The organism is Ornithinimicrobium avium (assembly GCF_003351765.1).
Lineage (GTDB): Bacteria > Actinomycetota > Actinomycetes > Actinomycetales > Dermatophilaceae > Ornithinicoccus > Ornithinicoccus avius.
The window spans coordinates 518,905-541,283 of the sequence record NZ_CP031229.1 but is presented as its reverse complement, the minus strand read 5'-3'; the positions used below and the strand labels follow the sequence as shown (position 1 = coordinate 541,283).

The window sequence follows — 22,379 nt, the reverse complement described above, 5'->3', positions numbered from 1 at the left end:
AAGTCCGCCACCCCCTCGCGGACCAGCGCGTTTGGCCCTAGGTTGGGGTCATGTCCCCGCGTAGTTCTCGTCTCAAGGTCCTGGCCATCGTCCTCGCCGGCGGCGAGGGCAAGCGGCTCATGCCGCTCACCGCCGACCGCGCGAAGCCGGCCGTCCCGTTCGGCGGGATCTACCGCCTGATCGACTTCGCGCTGTCCAACATCGTCAACTCCGGCTATCTCAAGGTCGTGGTGCTGACCCAGTACAAGTCGCACTCGCTGGACGCGCACATCACCAAGACCTGGCGGATGTCGACCCTCCTGGGCAACTACGTCGCCTCGGTGCCGGCGCAGCAGCGGGTCGGCAAGGAGTGGTTCGCCGGGTCCGCCGACGCGATCTTCCAGAGCCTCAACCTCGTGCACGACGAGCGCCCCGACGTGGTCGTCGTGGTGGGTGCCGACCACGTCTACCGGATGGACTTCGCCCAGATGGTGGATCAGCACGTCGAGACGGGTGCCGGGTGCACGGTGGCGGCGATCCGCCAGCCGATCGGCCTGGCCGACCAGTTCGGCGTCATCGACGTGAACCCGCAGGACCCGCGCCGGATCCGGGAGTTCCTCGAGAAGCCGAAGGACCCGCAGGGCCTGCCGGACAGCCCCGAGGAGGTGCTGGCCTCGATGGGCAACTACGTCTTCAGCGCCGAGGCGCTGGAGGATGCGGTGCGCGCCGACTCCGACCGCGAGGGCTCCAAGCACGACATGGGCGGCGACATCGTGCCCGCTTTCGTGCGGGACGGCGACGGCTGGGTCTACGACTTCAAGGACAACGACATCCCCGGTTCGACCGACCGGGACCGCGGCTACTGGCGGGACGTCGGGACGATCGACTCCTACTACGACGCACACCAGGACCTCATCTCGGTGCACCCGATCTTCAACCTCTACAACGAGGCCTGGCCGATCTACACCAACTACGGGCCGCACCCGCCGGCCAAGTTCGTCCACGGCTCCGGCGACCGGGTCGGCCACGCCCTCAACTCGGCCGTCTCCCCCGGCTGCGTGATCTCCGGCGCGACGGTGAGCGACTCGGTGCTCTCCCCCCGGGTGAAGGTGCACAGCTTCAGCCACGTCACCAAGTCGGTCCTGATGGACCGGGTGGAGGTCGGCCGCTCCTGCCAGATCCACCGGACGATCATCGACAAGGGCGTGTTCGTGCCTGCGGGCGTGCACATCGGCGTCGACCACGAGATGGACCGCGCCCGCGGCTTCACCGTCACCGACTCCGGCCTCACCGTCGTCGGCAAGGGGACGATCATCGAGGGGTGATCAGAACCCCATCGCGTGGTAGCCGCCGTCGACGTGGACGATCTCGCCCGTCGTCGCGGGGAACCAGTCGGACATCAGCGCGACGCAGGCCTGCGCGGCCGGCACCGGGTCCTTGACGTCCCAGCCCAGCGGGGCGTGCTCGCCCCAGGTGGAGAACTTCTCGAACCCGGGGATGGACTTGGCCGCGGTCGTGGCGATCGGGCCTGCCGAGACCAGGTTGGCCCGGATGCCCTTGGGCCCCAGGTCGCGGGCCAGGTAGCGGCTGGTCGACTCGAAGGCGGCCTTGGCCACGCCCATCCAATCGTACATCGGCCAGGCGTAGGACGCGTCCAGGGTCAGGCCGACGACGCTACCGCCCTCGCTCATCCGGGGCAGCGCGGCGGCGGCGAGCGCCTTGAGAGAGAAGGCGCTCACCTGCAGCGCCGTCGCGACGTCCTCCCACGGTGCGTTCATGAAGTCGAAGGCGCCCTTGGGGGCGAAGCCGATCGAGTGCAGCACCCCGTCCAGGTGGTCGACGTGCTCGCCGAGCCGGTCGGCCAGGGTGTCCAGGTGCTCGGTGTCCTGGACGTCGAGCTCGATGACCGGCGCCGGCTGCGGCAGCCGCCGGGAGATCGCCTCGGTGATCTTGAAGGTGCGCCCGAAGGAGGTCAGCACCACCTGCGCCCCCTGCTCCTGAGCCAGGCGCGCCACGTGGAAGGCGATGGAAGAGTCCATCAGGACCCCGGTGATCAGCAGCTTCTTGCCGTCCATGAGCATGGGCAGACTCTATTCCTTCGGGGAGGCGGTTTCGTGGAGCCTCGCGGTCCGCCGGTCAGTGTCCCATGCCCAGACCGCCGTCGACCGGGATCACCGCGCCGCTGACGTAGGCCGCCTCCGGCGAGGCGAGCCAGCGCACGACGCCGGCCACCTCCTCGGTCGTGGCGAACCGGCCGGCGGGGATGCTGGCGAGGTACTTGGTGCGCAGGTCCTCGGGCAGCTGGTCGGTCATCTCGGTCTCGATGAAGCCGGGCGCGACGACGTTGGCGGTGATGCCCCGCCCGCCCAGCTCGCGGGTGATCGAGCGGGCCAGGCCGACCAGGCCGGCCTTGGAGGCGGCGTAGTTGGTCTGCCCGGCCCCGCCCAGCAGTCCCACGACCGAGGAGACCAGCACGACGCGGCCGTGCCGCGCCCGGATCATGCCCTTGACCGCGCGCCGGGCGCAGCGGAAGGCACCGGCGAGGTTGGTGTCCACGACGGCGTCGAAGTCCTCGTCGCTCATCCGCATGAGCAGCCCGTCCTTGGTGATGCCCGCGTTGGCGACCAGGACCTGGACGGGACGGCCGAGCAGCTCCTCGGCCTGCGTGAAGGCACGGTCCACGCTCTCGCTGTCGGTCACGTCGCAGACGACGCCGCGCAGCCCCTCCGGCGGCTGGCCGCTGCGGTGGGTGATGACGACGTCGTGCCCGGCGTCGGCGAAGCTGCGGGCGATGGCCAGGCCGATTCCCCGGTTGCCCCCGGTGACCAGGACAGCCTGGGGCTGGTGGTTGCTGCTGGTCGAGTCAGTCACGCTCACACCGTAGTCGTATCGTGGAGCGGTGCCCACCAACCCCTCGCGTCCAGGTCCGGGCCGCCGTCCGGTCCAGGCGGTGACCACGGCCAGGGTGTCGGTGGAGAAGGACCGCGCCAAGCGGATGTGGGAGTACCTCGCCGCCATGGGGTTCCGCCTCGTCGCCTTCCCCGTCTCGGTGTGGATGCTGATGAACGGCATCGTGGTGGCGGGGATCATCCTGGCCGCGGTCGCCGTGATCGTCCCCTCGGTCGCGGTCGTGCTGGCCAACAACGTCGACCGGCGCGGCACCGCCAGCCGCCCGGAGCGCGTCACCCGGCCCGAGCCGCGGCTCGACCCGGGCACGACGGCCGCCCCGCGGGGCCCGACCGGGCACGATGTGGAGGGGACGGTCGTGTCCAGCCACGACACCCCCTACCCCGGCGCCCACCGCCCCGAGGACCCGACCGACGAGGACCCTCGGAGGGAGGCGTCGTGATCCTCGGAGCGACCCCGCGCCGCGAGGCCGACGGGCTGGTGTGCAGCTCGAAGGGCTGCCGGGCGCAGGCCCGGCACGCGGTCGTCTGGAACAACCCCAGGCTGCACGTGCCCGACCGGCGCAAGGTGTGGCTGGCCTGCGAGGAGCACCGCGACCACCTGCGCGACTTCGTCCAGCTGCGCGGGTTCCTGATCGACGTCCTGCCCGTCGAGGAGCTCACCGAGGCGGACGGCTGACGTGCTGGCAGTCCTGCGGCGACCCCGGTGGATCGCCTATCTCGTGCTGGGTGTGCTGTTCGGCGTCCTCACCTTCAACCTGGGGCAGTGGCAGTGGCACCGCTACCAGGACAAGGCGGAGCGCCGCGACCTCATCACGGCCAACTACGACGCGGCTCCGGTCCCGCTGGGCGAGGTGCTCCCCGACGCCTCCGCGCCGCTCCCGCACGACGACCAGTGGCGCCGCGTGACCGCGACCGGCACCTATCTCGACCACGACCAGCACCTCGCGCGCAACCGGCCCCACGGCGGCGTCTTCGGGTATGAGGTGCTCGTCCCGCTCCTCCTCGCCGACGGGAGCGCGGTGACGGTCGACCGCGGGTGGGTGCCCAACGCCAAGACGGCCTCCACCCTGCCCGAGGTGCCCGCTCCACCACCGGGGGAGGTCACCGTGACCGGGTGGTTGCGGCCCTCGGAGCCGGACCTGGGCCACGACCTGCCGGCCGGGCAGCTGAGCTCGATCCACCTGCCCTCGCTCGCCGCGGCGACCGGCCTGGACCTGGTGCAGGCCTACGTCGTGCTGGAGTCGGAGGACCCGCCGGCGGGCCGGCCCGAGGCGCTCGAGCGCCCGGACGTGCGGGTCGGCTCGCACCTGGCCTACTCGCTGCAGTGGTGGCTCACCGTCCCGCTCGGCGTCGTCCTCGTGCTGGTGATGGCCCACCAGACGGCGCGGGACGAGTCCGGCGCCCCGGTCCGGGCGAGGAAGCCGAAGAAGGTCCGGATCTGGGACGAGGAGGACGAGTAGGCCGGGACCCTCGCGCCTGACAGGATGGCCGGATGGACCTCGGACTCGCCGGACGCGCCTACCTGCTCACCGGAGCCTCCCGCGGACTGGGTCTCGCGACCGCCGAGCACCTGGTGCGCGACGGGGCCGACGTGCTCGTCTCCTCCCGCTCCGAGGAGCACGTCCTGGCCGCGGCCCGGCAGCTGAGCGACTCCGGCCCGGGCACCGCCGAGGGCCTGACCGCCGACCTGGCCGACCCCGACGCCGCCGACCGGCTGCTCGACGCGGCCGACGAGCACTTCGGCCGGCTGGACGGCGTCGTGATCAGCGTCGGGGGCCCGCCGGGCGGGAGCACCAACACGGTCACCGACGAGCAGTGGCGCGACGCCTTCGAGTCCGTCTTCCTCGGGGCGGTCCGGCTGGCGCGCACCGCCCTGGAGCAGGCCCGCGCACCGATCGCGGTCACCTTCGTGCTGTCCACGTCGGTCCGGGCACCGATCGCCGGGCTGGCGATCTCCAACGGGCTGCGGCCGGGGCTGGCGATGGTCGCCAAGACGATGGCCGACGAGCACGGACCGCACGGGCACCGGGTCAACGCGGTGCTGCCCGGCCGGTTCGAGACCGACCGCGTCCGCGAGCTCGAGTCCGCCGCCGAGGACCCGGTGGCCCTGCGCGAGCGGATCGTCGCCGGGATCCCGCTGCGCCGCTACGGGCAGCCCGAGGAGTTCGGCGCCGTCGCCGCCTTCGTCACCTCGCCGATGGCCTCCTACCTCACCGGCAGCGTCGTGACCGTGGACGGCGGCTCGACCCGCGCACCATGACCCCCGTCACCGCACCCCGTTGGCCCACAGGTCCCGCAGCAGCGCGACCTCGGCGAGGTGGTGGATCGTCTCGCGGTTGAGGTGCAGGACGAGGACGATCATCGGATCTTCGGCGAACGGCCCCTCGGCCGGTCCCACCGGCAGTGCGAGCTGGTCGGTCGTGAGCGAGCGCACTCCGGCCGACCAGGCTCCGTAGGCCGCGTCGAGCTGGTCGAGCGCCTCCTGTGCCGTCCCCGCGTAGGGGAACTCGTCGTAGTCGGCCGGCGGCCCGTCGAAGTGGGAGTGCGCGCGGGCACCGAGCACGCCGACCACCACGTGCGCGATCCGCCAGGCGATGGAGGTCACCGGTGCGGGCTCGGGCTCAGGGAAGGCGAAGTCGAGCAGCCACTGCGCCGAGCCGGCGCGCGTCGTCACCGTCCCCGGCGGGCCGTCCCCCCGGCGACGCACGTTCCAGGTGCCGGGGGCGGGCTCCCAGAGGTACTCGTCGTCGGTGAGCCCGTCCAGGCGAGGTCGGGCCTGCGCGTGCCAGTGGAAGTCGAGCTGCTCGTGGAGCCGCGCCACCAGGTCGAAGCCAGTCATGGACGCACTGCATCACGTCCTGCGGACCGATGGTGTCCGCGACGACGAGCCGGGCCCCCGTCAGTCGCGGAACTGCGTGTCGTGCAGGGAGCGGTAGAGCCCACCCGCCGCCAGCAGCTCGGCATGCGTCCCGCGCTGCACGATGCGACCCCGCTCCATGACCAGGATGAGGTCGGCGTCGCGCACCGTGGACAGGCGGTGCGCGATGACGACCGAGGTCCGCCCGGACAACGCCTCGTCCAGCGCCCGCTGCACGGCGACCTCGGACTCGCTGTCCAGGTGGGCGGTGGCCTCGTCGAGGACGACGACCGCCGGCGACTTCAGGAGCAGGCGCGCCAGGGCCAGACGCTGCTTCTCCCCGCCGGAGAGCCGGTGCCCGCGGTCGCCGACGACCGTGTCCAGCCCGTCCGGCAGCCGGGCGACCAGGCCGTCGATGCGGGCGGCGCGCAGCGCCGACCAGATCTCGTCGTCGGGGACGCCCGGGCGCGCGTAGCGCAGGTTCGCCCGCACCGTGTCGTTGAACATGTGTGCCTCCTGGGTCACCACGCCCACGGTCCGGCGCAGCGAGTCCATCGACGCCTCGCGCAGGTCCACGCCGCCGATCTGCACGCTGCCCGTCGTCGGGTCGTAGAGCCTGGCGATCAACGAGGTCAGCGTCGTCTTGCCCGCCCCGGAGGGGCCGACGAGGGCGACCATGGCCCCGGCCGGGACGTCCACGTCGATGCCCTGTAGGACCGGGCTGTCGTCCTCGGTCTCGGCCTCCGGACGCTGCTCGAGAGAGGCGAGCGACACCTCGTCGGCCGGCGGGTAGGTGAAGGACACGTCCCGCAGGCGGATCCCGACCGGGCCCTGCGGGATCTCCTGCGGGTGCTCGGCCTCCCGGACCAGCGGGCGCAGGTCGAGCACCTCGAAGATCCGCTCGAAGGCCACCAGCGCGGTCATGATGTCGACGCGCACGTTGGACAGCGCGGTCAGCGGTGCGTAGAGCCGGGACAGCAGCGCGGCCATCGCGACCAGGGTGCCGACGGTGAGCTGGCCGGCCACCGCCATCAGCCCGCCCATCCCGTAGACGAGCGCGGTAGCCAGCGAGGCCACCAGACCCAGACCCGCCATGAACACGACGCGGTTGACCGAGATGGCCACCCCGGCGTCGCGCACGCCGCGGGCGCGGACCTCATACTCCTCGTCCTCCTCGCCCGGGCGGCCGAAGAGGCGCACCAGGAGCGCGCCGGCGACGTTGAAGCGCTCGGTCGTCCGGGTGTACATGTCGGCGTTGAGGGTCATCTGCCGGCGGGTCAGCGCCGAGAGCCGGGCGCCCATCACGCGCGCGGGCACGAGGAAGAGCGGCAGCAGGCACAGCGCGAGCAGGGTGATCTGCCAGCTCATCGAGAACAGGGCCGCCAGGATCAGGACCATCTGGACCACGTTGCTGACCAGGCCGGACAGGATCGAGGTGAAGGCGGTCTGCGCCCCGATGACGTCGCTGTTGAGCCGGCTGACCAGGGCGCCCGTCTGCGCGCGGGTGAAGAACGCGATCGGCTGGCGCAGCACGTGCGCGAACACCTCGGTGCGCAGGTCGAGGATCAGGCCCTCGCCGATCCGCGACCCGAGCCAGCGGGTGACGACGGTCACCACGGACTCCACGACGGCCAGTGCCGCCACGACGATCCCGAGGCGGATCACCACCTCGCGCACCTGCGGGACCACGCCGTCGTCGATGATCCGCTGCAGCAGCAGCGGGACCGCGGTGACCAGCACCCCGGCCAGGATGGTCAGGACCAGGTATGCCGCGATGTCCCGGGCGAACGGGCGTCCGTAGCGGGCGACGCGCCGGGCGGTGCCGGCCTCGAGCCGGTGGTCGCGGACCGAGGGGTCCTTGGCGAAGCTGCGGACGGACGCCCCGCGCATGCCGGTGCCGATCGTCATCCGGTGCTCCTTCCCGGCGTGGCCGGGTCAGGCCAGCGCCACCAGGTCCTCGTAGTCACGGCCCCACAGGTCCTCGACCCCGTCAGGCAGGAGGAGGACCCGCTCGGGCTCCAGTGCGGTCACCGCTCCCTCGTCGTGGCTGACCAGGACGACCGCTCCCTCGTAGGAGCGCAGCGCGGCCAGAACTTCTTCCCGCGAGGCCGGGTCCAGGTTGTTGGTGGGCTCGTCCAGGAGCAGCACGTTGGCCGCGGACACGACCAGGGTCGCCAGCGCCAGGCGGGTCTTCTCGCCGCCGGAGAGCACCCCGGCCGGCTTGTCGACGTCGTCCCCGGTGAAGAGGAAGGAGCCCAGCACCTTGCGGGTCTCGGTCTCGTCCAGGTCGGGCGCCGCGGACTTCATGTTCTCCAGCACCGTGCGCCGCACGTCGAGCGTCTCGTGCTCCTGGGCGTAGTAGCCCAGCCGCAGGCCGTGCCCGGCGACGACCTCGCCGGTGTCCGGGTCGTCGATGCCGGCGAGGAGGCGCAGCAGCGTGGTCTTGCCGGCCCCGTTCAGACCCAGGACCACGACCCGGGAGCCGCGGTCGATCGCCAGGTCGACGTCGGTGAAGATCTCCAGGCTGCCGTAGGACTTGGACAGCCCCTCCGCGGTCAGCGGGGTCCGCCCGCAGGCGGCCGGGGTCGGGAAGCGCAGCCTGGCGACCTTGTCGGTCCGGCGCTCCCCCTCGAGCCCGGCGAGCATCCGTTCGGCGCGGCGCGCCATGTTCTGCGCAGCCACCGCCTTGGTCGCCTTGGCCCGCATCTTGTCCGCCTGGGCGAGCAGGGCGGAGGCCTTCTTCTCGGCGTTGGCGCGCTCGCGGTGCCGGCGGCGCTCGTCGGCCTCGCGCTGGGTGAGGTAGGCGTGCCAGCCCATGTTGTAGATGTCGATGACCTGACGGTTGGCGTCGAGGTAGAAGACCTTGTTGACGACCGTCTCGATGAGGGAGACGTCGTGCGAGATGATCATCAGGCCGCCGGCGTAGCCGCGCAGGTGCTCGCGCAGCCAGACGACCGAGTCGGCGTCCAGGTGGTTCGTCGGCTCGTCCAGGAGCAGCGTCTGCGCCCCGGAGAAGAGGATGCGGGCCAGCTCGATGCGCCGGCGCTGTCCGCCGGAGAGCGTGCGCAGCTGCTGGGAGAGCACCCGCTCGGGCAGGCCGAGCGAGCTGGCGATCGAGGCCGCCTCGGACTCGGCGGCGTAGCCGCCGCGGGAGGTGAACTCGGCCTCCAGGCGGGCGTAGCGGGCCATCGCCCGGTCGCGCTTCTCCCCCTCCTGGGTGGCCATCGTCTCCTCGGCGGCGCGCAGCCCCCGGATCACCTGGTCCAGACCACGGGCGGAGAGTATGCGGTCCCGCCCGAGGATCTCCGGGTCCCCGGTCCGGGGGTCCTGCGGGAGGTAGCCGACCTCGCCGGTGCGGGTGATGGACCCGGCCGCGGGCTGGCCGTCACCGGAGATGATCCGGGTGAGCGTCGTCTTGCCGGCGCCGTTGCGCCCGACCAGCCCGACCCGGTCGCCCGGGCCGACCCGGAAGCTCACGTCGTCCATCAGGAGCCGGGAGCCCACGCGGATCTCGACGCCGGAGGCGGTGATCATGCGGGCGGGCTCCTCGACGGTCGGCGGGCAGCGCGGGACGCGCTGGAGAGGGCGGATGGTCGGCGCGCCGCCTGCCTGGCTGCGGCGGGTGGGCCGGGTGGTTAGTCTACGCGCTAGGTGCCCGGTCGCCCGACCGGCGCAGAGCACGCGAGCAGGTGGAGGCAGCATGACGTTCAGGGAGAACGCCAACATCGGCGGCGGCAGGGCGTCCCGCGGTGGCGGCGGGGGACGCGGTGGCGGCGGCCTCGCGGTCGGCGGCGGCATCGGCACCCTCCTGATCGCCCTGGTCATCATGCTCTTCGGCGGCGACCCGGGCGCGGTCCTCGGGGGCGGCCAGCAGGCGCCCACGACCAGCGCGGAGAACGTCGACCTCGCCGAGTGCCAGACCGGCGCCGACGCCAACGCCGACGTGGACTGCCGGATGAAGGGCGGCATGGCCTCCCTCGAGCAGTACTGGTCGCAGGCCTACCCCAAGGCCCCGGTGCCGCGGGCCATCCTGTTCACCGGTGCGGTCAACACCCAGTGCGGCCAGGCGACCAGCCAGGTCGGCCCGTTCTACTGCCCTCTCGACGAGCAGATCTACCTGGACACGGCCTTCTTCAACCAGCTGGAGGGACAGCTGGGCGCCCAGGGCGGCAACCTCGGCGAGCTCTACGTCCTGGGCCACGAGTACGGCCACCACGTCCAGAACTACACCGGGGCGCTGCAGGCCTCCCAGCAGGACCGGCAGGGCGCGGAGTCCGGCGCCGTGCGCGTCGAGCTGCAGGCAGACTGCTTCGCCGGGGCCTGGATCTCCAACGCCTCGGGCCCGCAGGGCCTGCTCGAGCCGCCCACCAAGGAGGACATCAGCTCCGCCCTGTCGGCCGCCGCGGCGGTCGGCGACGACTCCATCCAGGAGAAGATGACCGGGCAGGTCGACCCGCACTCCTGGACGCACGGCTCGTCCGAGGAGCGGATGGGCTGGTTCATGCGGGGCTACGACTCCGGCGACCCCAACCAGTGCGACACCCTCAACGCCGCGAGCGTGGACGACTACTAGACCGCCCACGGTCCGGCGCGCAGGACGGACCGGGTGACCTACGTCATACCAAACACGGGGAATGGATAGTCATAACCAATAGTTGCGCACCGTAGGGTTTCGCGACGACCGCGGCCCCGGGCCGTCCGCCGCGTCTGTGTGCTGCGTCTGCCGGCCCGTCCTCCCCTGACGCGAAAGGCTGCCTCGTGCGCTCTCGTCTCCCCCGGGTGTCCTTCGGCACCCAGGTGCTCATCGGCCTGGTGCTGGGCGTGGTGCTCGGCCTCGTCGCCCGCTCCATGGGCGCCACCGCCGACGACCCGAACTGGCTCTCCGAGACCCTGGGCATCATCGGGTCCTCGTTCGTCACCCTCCTCAAGGCGGTCGTCCCGCCGCTGGTCTTCCTGGCCATCGTCTCCTCGATCGCCAACCTGCGCGAGGTCACCGGCGCAGCCCGCCTGGCCTGGAACACCCTGCTGTGGTTCGCCATCACCGCCATGGCCTCGGTGGCCATCGGCATGACGGTCGGCCTGCTGATCGACCCGGCCCGCGGCGCGGGCGTCACCGCGGCCGACGCCGCCGCTCCCGGCCGCACCGGCGGCTGGCTGGACTTCCTCACCGGGATCATCCCGGCCAACGTGCTGGGCCTGAGCGCCCGGGCCGACGACGACGGCGTCTCGCTGTCCTTCAACGTCCTGCAGATCCTGGTGCTCTCGATCGCGGTCGGCATCGCCGTGCTCAAGACGGGCAAGGCCGCCGAGCCCTTCCTCGACTTCACCCGCTCGGCCCTGGCGGTCGTGCAGAAGGTGCTGTGGTGGATCATCCTGCTGGCGCCGCTGGCGACGGTCGGTCTGCTCGGCAACGCGGTCGTCTCCTACGGCTGGGACACGATCGGCTCGCTGGGCCGCTTCACCGTCGCGATCTACGTGGGCCTGGCCCTGGTGATGGGCGTGCTCTACCCGGTGCTGCTGCGCCTGCACGGCCTGTCCGTCCGGCAGTTCTTCTCCGGGGCGTGGCCGGCGATCCAGCTCGGTTTCGTCTCGCGCTCCTCGATCGGCACCATGCCGGTCACCCAGGCCGTGACCGAGCGCAACCTGGGCGTGCCGCGCGCCTACTCCTCCTTCGCCGTGCCGCTGGGCGCCACCACCAAGATGGACGGCTGCGCCGCGGTCTACCCGGCCATCGCCGCGATCTTCGTCGCGCAGTTCTTCGGGATGAGCCTGGGCGTCACCGACTACCTGCTCATCGCCTTCGTGTCGGTGATCGGCTCGGCCGCGACCGCCGGTGTCACCGGTGCGACCGTCATGCTGACGCTGACCCTGTCCACGCTGGGCCTGCCGCTCGAGGGCGTCGGCCTGCTGCTGGCCGTCGACCCGATCCTGGACATGGGCCGCACGGCCACCAACGTGGCCGGCCAGGCCCTGGTCCCCACGATCGTGGCCAAGCGCCAGGGCATCCTGGACCGGGATGCCTACGACGCCTCCCGCCGGGGCGAGCCGTGGCGCGAGAGCGACGCGTCCGAGGACATCGTGCGCGAGGGCGAGCCCGTCCCCGCCACCGCCTGACCCGCACCACGAGCCGTCCGCACCGGACGTGCAGGAGGGCCGCCGGCACCCGTGCCGGCGGCCCTTCATCATGTCGTCAGCGGTGGAGCATCCCCGACGGTCCTGCGCGCGGCCGACCGACCCCGCGCGCTTGCCGACCGAACCGGGGCACTCGCACCCCTCCCGGCGCCCCGCCGCGTGCCCAGCCGACCGAACCGGGGCACTCGCACCCCACCGCCCCAGGGTGGACGACCGGCCCAGGGTGGTGACGACCTGCTCAGGAGTTGAGCACCTCGACCCGCACGGCGCGGCCACGCCGCACGGCGTCGTCGAGCACCGCGCGCCGCGGGTCGGGCAGGTCCCACAGCTCCCGGACGGGCAGGGAGTGCAGCCGCCCGCGTGGTCCCGTCGCCAGGTCCTCGATCGCCCCGGCAGCCAGGGTCCGGTCGCCGCCCAGCACCAGTCCCCCGACCGGTCCGAGGACCGCCTCGCCCTGCCCCAGCACCCGCGCCGCGTGGGCGACGACCGCCCCCACCAGCTCGTCGGCCTGGTTGGAGCGGCGCCGGGCGTAGCGCTGCTGGGACCAGCCCCCGGCGGCCGTGCGCGACTGCACGTAGCGGGTGCCGACCTTGTGTGCGACGAGGTCGCCGGACGGGGAGGCGACGGCCGCGGCATACCCGCCCCGGCGGAGGAGGAGGACCAGCAGGACCGGCGCGACGGCCCACTCCTCCAGCTCGGGGCCCGTTGGGGGTGCCACGACCGCGTCCCGCCAGGTGGTGAGCCTGGCCCAGGAGCCGTCGGCCGCGGTCAGCAGGCACGAGCACGGGGACGTCGCCCGGTCGAGCGACCAGGTGACGTCCCCGTGCGACGCGACGAACCGCTCCACCCACCCGGCGAGTCGCCGGGGGGCGACCTCGACCGGCCGTGCGGCGGTCACGCGCGGCTCGCGCTCAGACGTTGAAGCCGAGGGCGCGCAGCTGCTCGCGGCCCTCGTCGGTGATCTTGTCCGGGCCCCACGGCGGCATCCACACCCAGTTGATGCGGTGGCTGGCCACCAGGCCCTCCAGCGTCTGCGCGATCTGGTCCTCGATGACGTCGGTGAGGGGGCACGCGGCGCTGGTGAGCGTCATGTCGATGACGGTGTGCGCCTGGGCGTCCACCGTCAGGCCGTAGATGAGGCCGAGGTCGACGACGTTGATCCCGAGCTCGGGGTCGACGACGTCGCGCAGGGCCTCCTCGATGTCGGCCACGTTGGGCGGCGTGTGCAGGGTCTCGCTCATGTTTTCCTCCGATGGTGGGGGTCAGGTGGTCGCCCGACCGCCGGTGCTGGCGGCGGAGATGTCCGCCCCGGCCCGGGCCAGGGCGTCGAGGTAGGCGCTCCAGGACAGCAGCGCGCACTTCACGCGCGCCGGGTAGCGCGCCACGCCGGCGAAGGCGACGGCGTCACCGATCTGCTGCGGGTCGCCCGGGTCGGCACCCTTGCTCGTGAGCATGGCGTGCACGTGGGTGTAGGTCTCCAGCGTCTCCACCAGCGGCCGGCCGATGGACTCCTCGGCCAGGACCGAGGCCGAGGCGACCGAGATCGAGCAGCCGAGCGCGTCGTAGGACACGTCGCGCACGACCGGGTCGGTGCCGTCCCCGGGGTCCTCGAGGAGGACGCGCAGGCTGATCTCGTCGCCGCAGGTCGGGTTGACGTGGTTGACCTCGACGTCGAAGGGCTCGCGCAGGCCCGCGTGCTGGGGTCGCCGGGCGTGGTCGAGGATGAGCTCGCCGTACAGGTCCATCAGTGGTCCGTCTCCTTCACGCGCTCGCCCCGAAGATCTGCGGCACCCGGTCCAGCGCCGCGGCGAAGGCGTCGATCTCCTCCGTCGTGGTGTAGACCGAGAAGCTGGCCCGGGTCGAGGCGGGCACGCCGAGCCGGCGGTGCAGCGGCCACGCGCAGTGGTGCCCGGTCCGCACCGCGACGCCGGAGTCGTCGAGGACCTGACCCACGTCGTGCGGGTGCACGCCGTCGACGACGAACGCGACCGCACCGACCCGGTCCGCCGGTGCGCCGGGTCCCAGGACGCGGACCCAGGGTCGCTCGGCCAGGACGTCCAGCGCGTGCCGCACCAGGTCCTGGTCGTGGGCGGCGACCCGGTCCATGCCGAGCGCGGACAGGTAGTCCAGCGCTGCGGCCAGCCCCACCGCCTGGGCAGCCATCGGCACGCCGGCCTCGAACTTCTGCGGCGGCGGTGCCCAGGTGGAGCTCTCCATCCGCACGACCTCGATCATCGATCCGCCGGTGAGGAAGGGCGGCATCGCCTCGAGCAGCTCGCGCCGGGCCCACAGCACGCCGATGCCCGAGGGGCCCAGCGTCTTGTGGCCGGTGAGGACGAGCGCGTCGACGCCGGAACCCGGCGCCGTCAGCGCGGTGATGTCCAGGTGCGGGGCCGACTGGCAGGCGTCGACGACCACGAGCGCGCCGACCCTGCGTGCGGCCTCGACCACCGGCGCCAGGTCGTTGCGCGTCGCGACGACGTTGGAGACGTGCGTGAGCGCCACGACCTTCGTCCGGTCGGTCACCACCTCGCCGGGGTCCTGCAGGTAGCCGTCGTCGGTGACGCCGACCCAGCGCAGCGTGGCGCCGGTGCGGCGGCACACCTCCTGCCACGGCACGAGGTTGGCGTGGTGCTCCATCTCGGTCACCACGACCTCGTCCCCGGGGCGCAGGCGCAGCCGCTCGGCCCAGGCCTCGTCGACCCCGTCGAGCGCGCCGGGCGCCGCCGCGTTGGAGAAGGCGTAGGCCAGCAGGTTCAGGCCCTCGGTCCCGTTGCGGGTGAAGACCACCTGCCCGGCGTCGGTGCCCAGGAAGCGGGCCACGGTCGCCCGGGCGGACTCGAAGGCGTCGGTCGCCTCCTCGGCCAGCTGGTGGGCGCCCCGGTGGACGGCGGCGTAGTGCCGCTCGTAGAACTCACGCTCGGCGTCCAGCACCACGCGCGGCTTCTGCGCGGTGGCCCCGCTGTCCAGGTAGACGAGGGGCCGCCCGCCGCGCACCGTGCGCGAGAGCAGCGGGAAGTCGGCTCGCACCCGGGCGAGCTCCTCACCGCTGAACGCCTCGGCCGGCCGGCCCCACGTCATACCGCTGCGTCCTCTCAGACCGCGGCCTGGAGGAAGCGATCGTAGCCCTCCTCCTCGAGCCGGTCGGCCAGGTCACGCCCTCCGGACTCGGCCACGCGGCCGCCCACGAAGACGTGCACGTAGTCGGGGCTGATGTAGCGCAGGATCCGCGTGTAGTGGGTGATGAGCATGACGCCCAGCCCGGTGTTCTCCTTGACGCGGTTGACGCCCTCGGAGACGACGCGCAGCGCGTCGACGTCCAGCCCGGAGTCGGTCTCGTCCAGGATCGCGATCTTGGGCTGGAGCAGCTCCAGCTGGAGGATCTCGTGGCGCTTCTTCTCGCCGCCGGAGAAGCCCTCGTTGACGTTGCGGTCGGCGAAGGAGGAATCCATCCGCAGGTTCTCCATCGCGACCTTGACGTCCTTGACCCAGTGGCGCAGCTTGGGGGCCTCGCCGTCGATCGCGGTCTTGGCGGTGCGCAGGAAGTTGGACACGCTCACGCCGGGCACCTCGACGGGGTACTGCATGGCCAGGAACAGTCCGGCCTGGGCGCGCTGGTCGACGCCCATCGCCAGCACGTCCTCGCCGTCGAGCAGCACTTGGCCGCCGGTGACCTCGTACTTGGGGTGGCCAGCGACCGCGTAGGCGAGGGTCGACTTGCCCGAGCCGTTGGGGCCCATGATGGCGTGGGTCTCGCCGGAGTTGATGGTCAGGTCGACGCCGCGCAGGATCTCCTTGTGCGTCTCGCCGGTCGCGACGCTGACGCGCAGGTCGCGGATCTCGAGGGTGGTCATGCTGCTCCTTCGTGGGAGGTCTTCGGTATGGGGTGTGAAGTGGGTGGGGTGGTCAGTCGGACAGCGCGACGAAGACGTCGCCGCGCTCCACGATCACCGTGTGCACGGCGACCGGCCTGGTCGCGGGCAGCTGCTTGGGCTCACCGGTGCGCATGTCGAACTGGGAGCCGTGCAGCCAGCACTCGATCCGGTCACCCTCGATCTCGCCCTCGGCGAGCGAGACGTTCTGGTGGGTGCAGGTGTCGTCGAACGCGTGCAGGTCGCCGGCCGAGTCGCGGGCGATGGTGACCCGCCGTCCGTCGACGTCGGCCACCACCGCACCGGCCCCGGTCGGCAGGTCGCCGACCTGGCAGACCAGGACCGGTTCGCGGGTGCGCACGGGCTCGCTCATGCGCCGGCGGGCTCCAGGCTGATCGTCAGCTGCAGCTCCTCGTCGATCGCGGCCATCAGCCGGTCCACGACCTCCGGGACGCCGATCTTGGCGATGATGTCGGCGAAGAAGCCGCGCACGACGAGACGGCGCGCCTCCTCCATGCCGATCCCGCGGGACATCAGGTAGAAGAGCTGCTCGTCGTCGAAGCGACCGGTCGAGCTCGCGTGCCCGGCACCCTTGATCTCGCCGGTCTCGATCTCCAGGTTGGGCACGGAGTCGGCGCGGGCGCCGTCGGTGAGCACCAGGTTGCGGTTGAGCTCGTAGGTGTCGATCCCCTCGGCCTCCTTGCGGATCAGCACGTCGCCGACCCAGACCGTGCGGGCGGTCTCGCCCTGCAGGGCACCCTTGTAGGTGACCAGCGAGGTGCAGTGCGGGGCGTTGTGGTCCACGAACGAGCGGTGCTCCAGGTGCTGGCCGGCGTCGGCGAAGTAGACGCCCAGCAGGGTCGCCTCCCCGCCCGGGCCGCCGTAGCGCACGTTGGAGTTCATCCGCACGATGCCGCCGCCGAGGGAGACCGCGATGTGCTTGTAGCTCGCGTCGCGGCCCACGAGGGCCTCGTGCTGGGCCAGGTGCACCCCGTCGTCGTCCCAGCGCTGCAGGCTGACCACGGTCAGCTGCGCGCCGTCGCCGACGAGCACCTCGAGGTTGCCGGTGTGGTCGGCCGCACCGGTGTGGTCGAGGATCACCAGGCCGGTGCTGTGCGCGCCCGCCTCGAGGACGTAGTGCGCGTTGCTGCGCCGGCCGGCGCCCTGGCCGTGGACCTTGAGGCGTACCGGCTCGCTGAGCTCGGCGTTCGCCGCGATCTGCACGTGCAGGGCCTGCTCGGTGTTCTTGCTGGCCACGACGGCGCCGCGGTCCTCCGGGACCAGCACGGTGCCGCGGGGGGCCTGCCCGGGTGCGAGGGTGCCGGAGGTGACGCCCTGCGGCGCCTCGAGCACGTAGTCGACCGCCTCGACGCCGTCCACGACGTCGGTCGGGGCGTCGGAGAAGACGTTGCCCAGCCGGTCGACCGGGGTGAAGCGCCACTCCTCCTCACGACCGGTGGGGACGGGGACCGTGTCCACGTCGAAGGACCGGTGGCGCGAGGCGCGGGACTCGTCGGGCACGCGGTCCGCGCCGATCAGCCCCGCGGGGTCGGTGTGGTCAACGGGCTTCTCGGCGCGTTCGTCAATCAGAAGCGACATCAGCCGACGGCTCCTTCCATCTGCAGCTCGATGAGGCGGTTGAGCTCGAGGGCGTACTCCATGGGCAGCTCGCGCGCGATGGGCTCGACGAACCCGCGCACGATCATCGCCATGGCCTCGGTCTCGGACATGCCTCGGGACATGAGGTAGAACATCTGCTCCTCGGACACCTTGGAGACGGTCGCCTCGTGGCCCATCTGGACGTCGTCCTCGCGGACGTCGACGTAGGGGTAGGTGTCGGAGCGGGAGATCTGGTCGACCAGCAACGCGTCGCAGACCACCGAGGACCTGCTGTGGTGCGCACCCTCGTTGATCTGGACCAGGCCGCGGTAGGAGGACCGGCCGCCCCCGCGGGCCACCGACTTGCTCACGATGGTCGAGGAGGTGTACGGCGCGGCGTGCACCATCTTGGAGCCGGCGTCCTGGTGCTGGCCCTCCCCGGCGAAGGCGACGGACAGGGTCTCGCCCTTGCTGTGCTCGCCGAGCAGGTAGACGGCCGGGTACTTCATGGTGACCTTGGAGCCGATGTTGCCGTCGATCCACTCCATGGTCGCGCCCTCGTCGCAGGTCGCGCGCTTGGTGACCAGGTTGTAGACGTTGTTGGACCAGTTCTGGATCGTGGTGTAGCGCACCCGGGCGTTCTTCTTGACGATGATCTCCACGACCGCGGAGTGCAGCGAGTCGGTCTTGTAGATCGGCGCGGTGCAGCCCTCGACGTAGTGCACCGAGGAGCCCTCGTCGGCGATGATCAGCGTCCGCTCGAACTGGCCCATGTTCTCGGTGTTGATCCGGAAGTAGGCCTGCAGCGGGATCTCCACGTGCACGCCCTTGGGGACGTAGACGAAGGACCCGCCGGACCAGACGGCGCTGTTCAGCGAGGCGAACTTGTTGTCGCCCACCGGGATCACCGAGCCGAAGTACTCCTTGAAGATCTCCTCGTGCTCGCGCAGGCCGCTGTCGGTGTCGACGAAGATGACGCCCTGCTCCTCCAGGTCCTCGCGGATCTGGTGGTAGACGACCTCGGACTCGTACTGCGCGGCGACGCCGGCGACGAGGCGCTGCTTCTCGGCCTCGGGGATGCCGAGCCGGTCGTAGGTGTTGCGGATGTCCTCGGGCAGGTCCTCCCAGCTGGTGGCCTGCTTCTCGGTGGACCGCACGAAGTACTTGATCGTGTCGAAGTGGATGCCCGTCAGGTCCGCACCCCAGTGCGGCATCGGCTTCTTGTCGAACAGGCGCAGCGCCTTCAGCCGGGTCTTCAGCATCCATTCCGGCTCGTCCTTCAGCGCGGAGATGTTGCGGACGACCTCCTCGCTCAGGCCGCGCCGGGCGGACGCGCCTGCCACGTCGCTGTCGGCCCAGCCGTACTCGTAGCTCCCGAGGTCCTTCAGACCCGGGTTCAGCTCCTCGATATGGGTGCTCACTGCGTTGACCTCTCGTCGTCGGCGGCTTGGTCGGTGGTTCGGGGTATGAGGTAGGGCCGGGCGCGCGCCCGTTCCTCGTCGCTGGGGGGCCCGGATCCCGGTGCCCCGGTGGGGACGAACGTCGTGCAGACGTGCTCGCCGCCCGCGAGGGTGGCCAGCCGCTGCACGTGGACGCCGAGGACTCGCGAGATGACGTCGGTCTCGGCGTCGCAGAAGTGGCGGAACTCGCTGGCCAGCGACCGTACGGGGCAGTGCCCCTGGCACAGCTGGATACCGGCGAGCCCGGTGCCCTGACCTACCGGCCGGGCGCTGGCAGCATACCCCTCGGCGGAGAGCGCGCCGGCCAACGCGTCCGCCCGCGCGTCGAGGTCCCCGGGGTCGGCGCCGGAGGCAGCCATCCGCTCCTCCACGCGGGTGCGAAGCCTGGTCTCCAGCTCGGCGGCCCGCTGGTCGGCGAACGCCTGGACGGCGCCGTCACCGGCCTCCCGGGCCAGGAAGTGCAGGGCCGCGGAGGCGACGTCGTCGTAGGCGCTGCTGAACCGGTCCTGCCCGAGCGTGGTGAGGACGTAGGCACGGGCGGGGCGCCCCCGGCCGCGGCGTCCCACTGACGCTGCCTCGTGCTCCACGATGAGACCCTCGGTCTCCAGGGCGTCGAGGTGGCGGCGGACGGCCGCAGGGGTGAGCCCGAGCTCGCCGGCCAGAGCGCTGGCGCTCACCGGACCCTGCTCGCCCACGGCCAGACGCACGCGGTCCCGGGTACGGGACTCCTGATGCATCTCGGCCAAATTCACCACTCCATTGTGACCTATTTGGTCCTGGGATCCAACGCAGGGTCCCCTGACCAGGTCCGGGCCCGGGCGGCGCGAGGCGCCGAACTAGACTTCTTCATCGTGAACACCCCCTCCGCGGCCGCGCTCGTGATGGACCAGGTGACCCGGCGTTTCGGGGCCGCCGAGGCGCTGCGCGGGCTCTCGTGGGGGGCCGACGCGGGCGAGGTGACCTGCGTCCTCGGGCCCAACGGGGCCGGCAAGACCACCTCGGTGGAGATCGCCACCGGGCTGCAGCGTCCCGACGGCGGCACGGTGCGGGTGCTGGGGACCGACCCCTGGCGCGCCGGGGCCGACCACCGCGCCCGGGTCGGTGTGATGCTCCAGGACGGCGGGCTCCCCCAGTCGGTCCGGCCGGTCGCCCTGCTCCGCCACCTCTCCCGCTTCTGGGACCGGCCTGCGGACGTGGACGGCCTCGTCGCCCGTCTCGGCATCGACGAGTTCGCCGGCACCACGATCCGACGCCTCTCCGGCGGCCAGCGCCAGCGCGTCGCCCTGGCCGCCGCTCTCGTGGGGCGGCCGCAGGTCGCCTTCCTCGACGAGCCCACCGCCGGCCTGGACCCGCACTCCCGCCGGGAGGTGCACGGGATCGTCCGCGAGACCGCCGACTCTGGTGCCGCGACCGTGGTGACCACCCACTCCTTCGAGGAGGCCGAGCGCCTCGCCGACCGGGTCGTCGTCATCGTGCGCGGGCGGGTCGCGGCCGCCGGCACCGTGGCCGAGGTGGCCGGCACCGGCGGCCTGGAGGAGACCTACTTCGCCCTGACCGACCGGCAGGAGGCAGACCGATGAGCACCCTCGGCGCCCCGTCGGGGGCCGGGCCCGCAGGGGCGCCGGCGCCGGCACCCCTTCCCGCACCGGCACCTGCCCGCATCCTGGCGCAGGCCCGCTTCGAGGCCGTCGGCCTGCTCCGGCACGGCGAGCAGCTGCTCGTCTCGATCGTGCTGCCGCTCATGGCGCTGGTCGGGCTGGCGCTGGTCCCCTACCCGGATCTGGCCGTCGGCCCCTGGGCCGCGGCGGCGCGCATCGACGTCCTGGCTCCCGGGGTGCTCGCGCTGGCCGTCATGTCCACCGCCTTCACCGGCCAGGCGATCCTGCTCGGTTTCGAGCGTCGGTGGGGCGTCCTGAGGCTGCTGGGCACCACCCCCCTGGGCCGCGGGGGCCTGCTCGCCGCCAAGGCCCTGTCCGTGGTCGCGGTGCTGGTCGTCCAGCTCCTGGTCGTCGGCGCGGTCGCGGCCGTCCTGGGGTGGCGTCCGGACCCGGTCGGCGTGCTGCCGGCGCTGGTGGCCGTCGTCCTCGGGGTCGGGGCCTTCGCCTCGCTCGCCGCCTGCCTCGGCGGGTCGTTGCGCGCCGAGGCGGTCCTGGCGCTGGCCAACCTGGTCTGGGTGCTGCTCGCCGCCGGCGGCGGGGTCCTGCTCCCCGCCCACGCGCTGCCCGAGCCCGTCTCGACGGTGGTCTCGCTGCTCCCCTCGGCAGCGCTCGGCGACGCCCTGCGCACGGCCCTGGTCAACGGCGCCTTCGCCTGGGGGCCGCTGCTCGTGCTCCTGGTGTGGGCGGCCGTCGCCGGGCTGCTCGCCCGTCGGCTGCTGCGCTGGTCCGACTAGCCGCGCCGGCCCGAACTCGACCACCGCTTGCAGGCCAGCAACTCTGTCCGACATGTCCTGGCGTTCTCCACAGGGCATCGCAGGCACGCGCGGCCGCGGGAGGGATGTGGACGCCCGCTCCCCCGGTGGACGTGTCAGGTCCGGGTCAGGACGTCCGAGCTGGGGCCGGGCGCGAGGGGCTCGTCGCGCCGGGCGGACACGGCATACGTCTTCTCGACGACCATGGTGGCCACCGTCGCCAGGACGGCCGCACCGACCATGTGCAGTGCGACGGCGAGGATCGGCACCCCGTTGAAGTACTGGTAGTAGCCGATCGCGGCCTGCGCCGCGACGACCACGGCGAGGGCCACCAGGATGCGACGCAGCGCCCCCGGCCAGCCGCGCACGAAGGCCGCCACGACACCGACCCCCGTCCCTGCCACGAGCACGTAGACGGGCACCGCGTGGACCCGGGCGACGAGGTAGGCGTCGAAGGTGTGCCTGGCCACCCCGCCCGCGTCGCCCGAGTGCGGACCGGTCCCGGTCACCAGCGTGCCCAGGTAGATCGCCAGCCCCGCGCAGACCCCCAGGACGACGGCGAGGACACGCGCGCCGCGTGCCTCCGGCCCCGTGAGCTGGCCGCCCCGCTCGGCCACCGCGACGTGCCGCAGGGACACCCGCCGGGTCCGGTCGACGAGCACGGCTGCCAGGGCGACGAGCACCGCCGAGATGACGAAGTGGATCCCCACGACCCAGGGGTTGAGCCCGGTGCGCACCGTGACGCCGCCCACCACCGCCTGGACCACGATGCCGACACCGAGCGCCACCGCGATCCGCAGGAAGGACGGGTGCCGGTCCCGCAGCCGCCACACGGCCAGCGCGGTCAGCACGGCCACGAGCGCGAGCAGGAAGGTCAGCGTCCGGTTGCCGAACTCGATGTAGCCGTGGATCCCCATCGCCGGGGTGTTGGTCCAGGAGTCGTCGGTGCAGCGGGGCCAGGTGGGGCAGCCCAGGCCGCTGCCGGTCAGCCGCACGGCGCCGCCGCTGACGATGAGCAGCGCGTTGGTCAGCAGCGAGGCCCACGCCATGGCGCGCACCCAGGAGGTCACCTCCCGCGGCAGGAGCTGGTCGGCCAGGCGGGTGCGGGTTCGGGTGGTGGCGGCGGTCATGGCGCTTTCGCTGGCTTTCGGGGACGGGAGG

Annotated in this window: 24 protein-coding genes; 9 read left to right on the top strand and 15 right to left on the bottom strand. The window is 72.4% G+C overall.

Features of this window, described 5'->3' with window-relative positions; translation table 11 throughout:
* Window positions 1–50: 50 nt before the first annotated feature.
* Window positions 51–1,304, top strand: coding sequence for a glucose-1-phosphate adenylyltransferase (glgC, locus tag DV701_RS02480; RefSeq protein WP_114926930.1), 1,254 nt, complete (start codon window positions 51–53; stop codon window positions 1,302–1,304).
* Here glgC and fabI read toward each other — a convergent pair whose 3' ends face one another.
* Together fabI and fabG are read right to left on the bottom strand one after the other, a co-directional pair.
* Window positions 1,305–2,060 (bottom strand): enoyl-ACP reductase FabI, encoded by a 756-nt coding sequence (fabI, locus tag DV701_RS02475; protein WP_114926929.1) that lies wholly within the window; start codon window positions 2,058–2,060, stop codon window positions 1,305–1,307.
* A gap of 55 nt (window positions 2,061–2,115) precedes the next feature.
* A complete protein-coding gene (gene fabG, locus DV701_RS02470) occupies window positions 2,116–2,850 on the bottom strand; it encodes a 3-oxoacyl-ACP reductase FabG (protein WP_228255176.1) in 735 nt (244 codons plus the stop codon).
* Window positions 2,851–2,878: 28 nt separating this feature from the next.
* On the opposite strand from fabG, the gene DV701_RS02465 reads away from it, so the two are divergent.
* The 4 genes from DV701_RS02465 to DV701_RS02450 are packed head-to-tail and all read left to right on the top strand — an operon-like array spanning window position 2,879 to window position 5,148.
* Window positions 2,879–3,328, top strand: coding sequence for a DUF3099 domain-containing protein (locus DV701_RS02465; protein ID WP_228255175.1), 450 nt, complete (start codon window positions 2,879–2,881; stop codon window positions 3,326–3,328).
* Window positions 3,325–3,564, top strand: a complete 240-nt coding sequence (locus DV701_RS02460; RefSeq protein WP_114926928.1) for a hypothetical protein — start codon at window positions 3,325–3,327, stop codon at window positions 3,562–3,564. The genes DV701_RS02465 and DV701_RS02460 overlap by 4 nt, the downstream gene beginning before the upstream one ends.
* 1 nt (window position 3,565) lies before the next feature.
* On the top strand, window positions 3,566–4,348 hold the full coding sequence (locus tag DV701_RS02455; RefSeq protein WP_228255174.1) for an SURF1 family cytochrome oxidase biogenesis protein: 783 nt from the start codon (window positions 3,566–3,568) through the stop codon (window positions 4,346–4,348).
* 32 nt (window positions 4,349–4,380) lie between these two features.
* Window positions 4,381–5,148, top strand: a complete 768-nt coding sequence (locus tag DV701_RS02450; RefSeq protein WP_114926927.1) for an SDR family oxidoreductase — start codon at window positions 4,381–4,383, stop codon at window positions 5,146–5,148.
* 6 nt (window positions 5,149–5,154) lie between these two features.
* Here DV701_RS02450 and DV701_RS02445 read toward each other — a convergent pair whose 3' ends face one another.
* From DV701_RS02445 to DV701_RS02435, 3 genes are read right to left on the bottom strand one after another with little or no spacing between them, the layout of a single operon-like run.
* Complete coding sequence (locus tag DV701_RS02445) at window positions 5,155–5,727, bottom strand: DinB family protein (protein ID WP_114926926.1); 573 nt, start codon at window positions 5,725–5,727, stop codon at window positions 5,155–5,157.
* Window positions 5,728–5,787: 60 nt separating this feature from the next.
* Window positions 5,788–7,653, bottom strand: a complete 1,866-nt coding sequence (locus DV701_RS02440) for an ABC transporter ATP-binding protein (RefSeq protein WP_114926925.1) — start codon at window positions 7,651–7,653, stop codon at window positions 5,788–5,790.
* 27 nt (window positions 7,654–7,680) lie between these two features.
* Window positions 7,681–9,279, bottom strand: coding sequence for an ABC-F family ATP-binding cassette domain-containing protein (locus DV701_RS02435; RefSeq protein ID WP_114926924.1), 1,599 nt, complete (start codon window positions 9,277–9,279; stop codon window positions 7,681–7,683).
* A gap of 166 nt (window positions 9,280–9,445) precedes the next feature.
* Here DV701_RS02435 and ypfJ point away from each other — a divergent pair, with 166 nt between their 5' ends.
* Window positions 9,446–10,318 (top strand): KPN_02809 family neutral zinc metallopeptidase, encoded by an 873-nt coding sequence (ypfJ, locus tag DV701_RS02430; RefSeq protein ID WP_114926923.1) that lies wholly within the window; start codon window positions 9,446–9,448, stop codon window positions 10,316–10,318.
* 185 nt (window positions 10,319–10,503) lie between these two features.
* Window positions 10,504–11,859 carry a dicarboxylate/amino acid:cation symporter gene (locus DV701_RS02425; protein ID WP_114926922.1) on the top strand — a complete coding sequence of 452 codons (1,356 nt, stop codon included), beginning with the start codon at window positions 10,504–10,506 and terminating at the stop codon, window positions 11,857–11,859.
* Window positions 11,860–12,115: 256 nt separating this feature from the next.
* On the opposite strand, the gene DV701_RS02420 is transcribed toward DV701_RS02425, so the two are convergent.
* The 9 genes from DV701_RS02420 to DV701_RS02380 are packed head-to-tail and all read right to left on the bottom strand — an operon-like array spanning window position 12,116 to window position 19,545.
* A complete protein-coding gene (locus DV701_RS02420) occupies window positions 12,116–12,775 on the bottom strand; it encodes an acVLRF1 family peptidyl-tRNA hydrolase (protein WP_114926921.1) in 660 nt (219 codons plus the stop codon).
* A gap of 13 nt (window positions 12,776–12,788) precedes the next feature.
* The gene (locus tag DV701_RS02415) at window positions 12,789–13,118 is read right to left on the bottom strand and encodes a metal-sulfur cluster assembly factor (RefSeq protein WP_114926920.1); all 330 of its coding nucleotides are present in this window, start codon (window positions 13,116–13,118) and stop codon (window positions 12,789–12,791) included.
* A 21-nt stretch (window positions 13,119–13,139) separates the two neighbouring features.
* Window positions 13,140–13,622, bottom strand: coding sequence for a Fe-S cluster assembly sulfur transfer protein SufU (gene sufU, locus DV701_RS02410; RefSeq protein WP_114926919.1), 483 nt, complete (start codon window positions 13,620–13,622; stop codon window positions 13,140–13,142).
* A gap of 16 nt (window positions 13,623–13,638) precedes the next feature.
* The gene (locus DV701_RS02405) at window positions 13,639–14,958 is read right to left on the bottom strand and encodes an aminotransferase class V-fold PLP-dependent enzyme (protein ID WP_114926918.1); all 1,320 of its coding nucleotides are present in this window, start codon (window positions 14,956–14,958) and stop codon (window positions 13,639–13,641) included.
* A gap of 14 nt (window positions 14,959–14,972) precedes the next feature.
* Complete coding sequence (gene sufC / locus DV701_RS02400; RefSeq protein WP_114926917.1) at window positions 14,973–15,731, bottom strand: Fe-S cluster assembly ATPase SufC; 759 nt, start codon at window positions 15,729–15,731, stop codon at window positions 14,973–14,975.
* Window positions 15,732–15,783: 52 nt separating this feature from the next.
* Entirely contained in the window at window positions 15,784–16,122 is a 339-nt protein-coding gene (locus tag DV701_RS02395; RefSeq protein WP_114926916.1) for a non-heme iron oxygenase ferredoxin subunit, read from the bottom strand.
* Complete coding sequence (gene sufD, locus DV701_RS02390) at window positions 16,119–17,348, bottom strand: Fe-S cluster assembly protein SufD (protein ID WP_114926915.1); 1,230 nt, start codon at window positions 17,346–17,348, stop codon at window positions 16,119–16,121. The genes DV701_RS02395 and sufD overlap by 4 nt, the downstream gene beginning before the upstream one ends.
* On the bottom strand, window positions 17,348–18,769 hold the full coding sequence (gene sufB, locus DV701_RS02385; RefSeq protein WP_114926914.1) for a Fe-S cluster assembly protein SufB: 1,422 nt from the start codon (window positions 18,767–18,769) through the stop codon (window positions 17,348–17,350). Before sufB ends, sufD begins: the two co-directional genes overlap by 1 nt.
* Window positions 18,766–19,545, bottom strand: coding sequence for a helix-turn-helix transcriptional regulator (locus DV701_RS02380; protein ID WP_114930622.1), 780 nt, complete (start codon window positions 19,543–19,545; stop codon window positions 18,766–18,768). Before DV701_RS02380 ends, sufB begins: the two co-directional genes overlap by 4 nt.
* A gap of 144 nt (window positions 19,546–19,689) precedes the next feature.
* Here DV701_RS02380 and DV701_RS02375 point away from each other — a divergent pair, with 144 nt between their 5' ends.
* On the top strand, window positions 19,690–20,388 hold the full coding sequence (locus tag DV701_RS02375; RefSeq protein WP_114930620.1) for an ABC transporter ATP-binding protein: 699 nt from the start codon (window positions 19,690–19,692) through the stop codon (window positions 20,386–20,388).
* On the top strand, window positions 20,385–21,200 hold the full coding sequence (locus DV701_RS02370; protein ID WP_114926913.1) for an ABC transporter permease: 816 nt from the start codon (window positions 20,385–20,387) through the stop codon (window positions 21,198–21,200). Before DV701_RS02375 ends, DV701_RS02370 begins: the two co-directional genes overlap by 4 nt.
* A 134-nt stretch (window positions 21,201–21,334) precedes the next feature.
* Here DV701_RS02370 and DV701_RS02365 read toward each other — a convergent pair whose 3' ends face one another.
* A complete protein-coding gene (locus DV701_RS02365; RefSeq protein ID WP_114926912.1) occupies window positions 21,335–22,348 on the bottom strand; it encodes a COX15/CtaA family protein in 1,014 nt (337 codons plus the stop codon).
* Window positions 22,349–22,379: the final 31 nt, after the last annotated feature.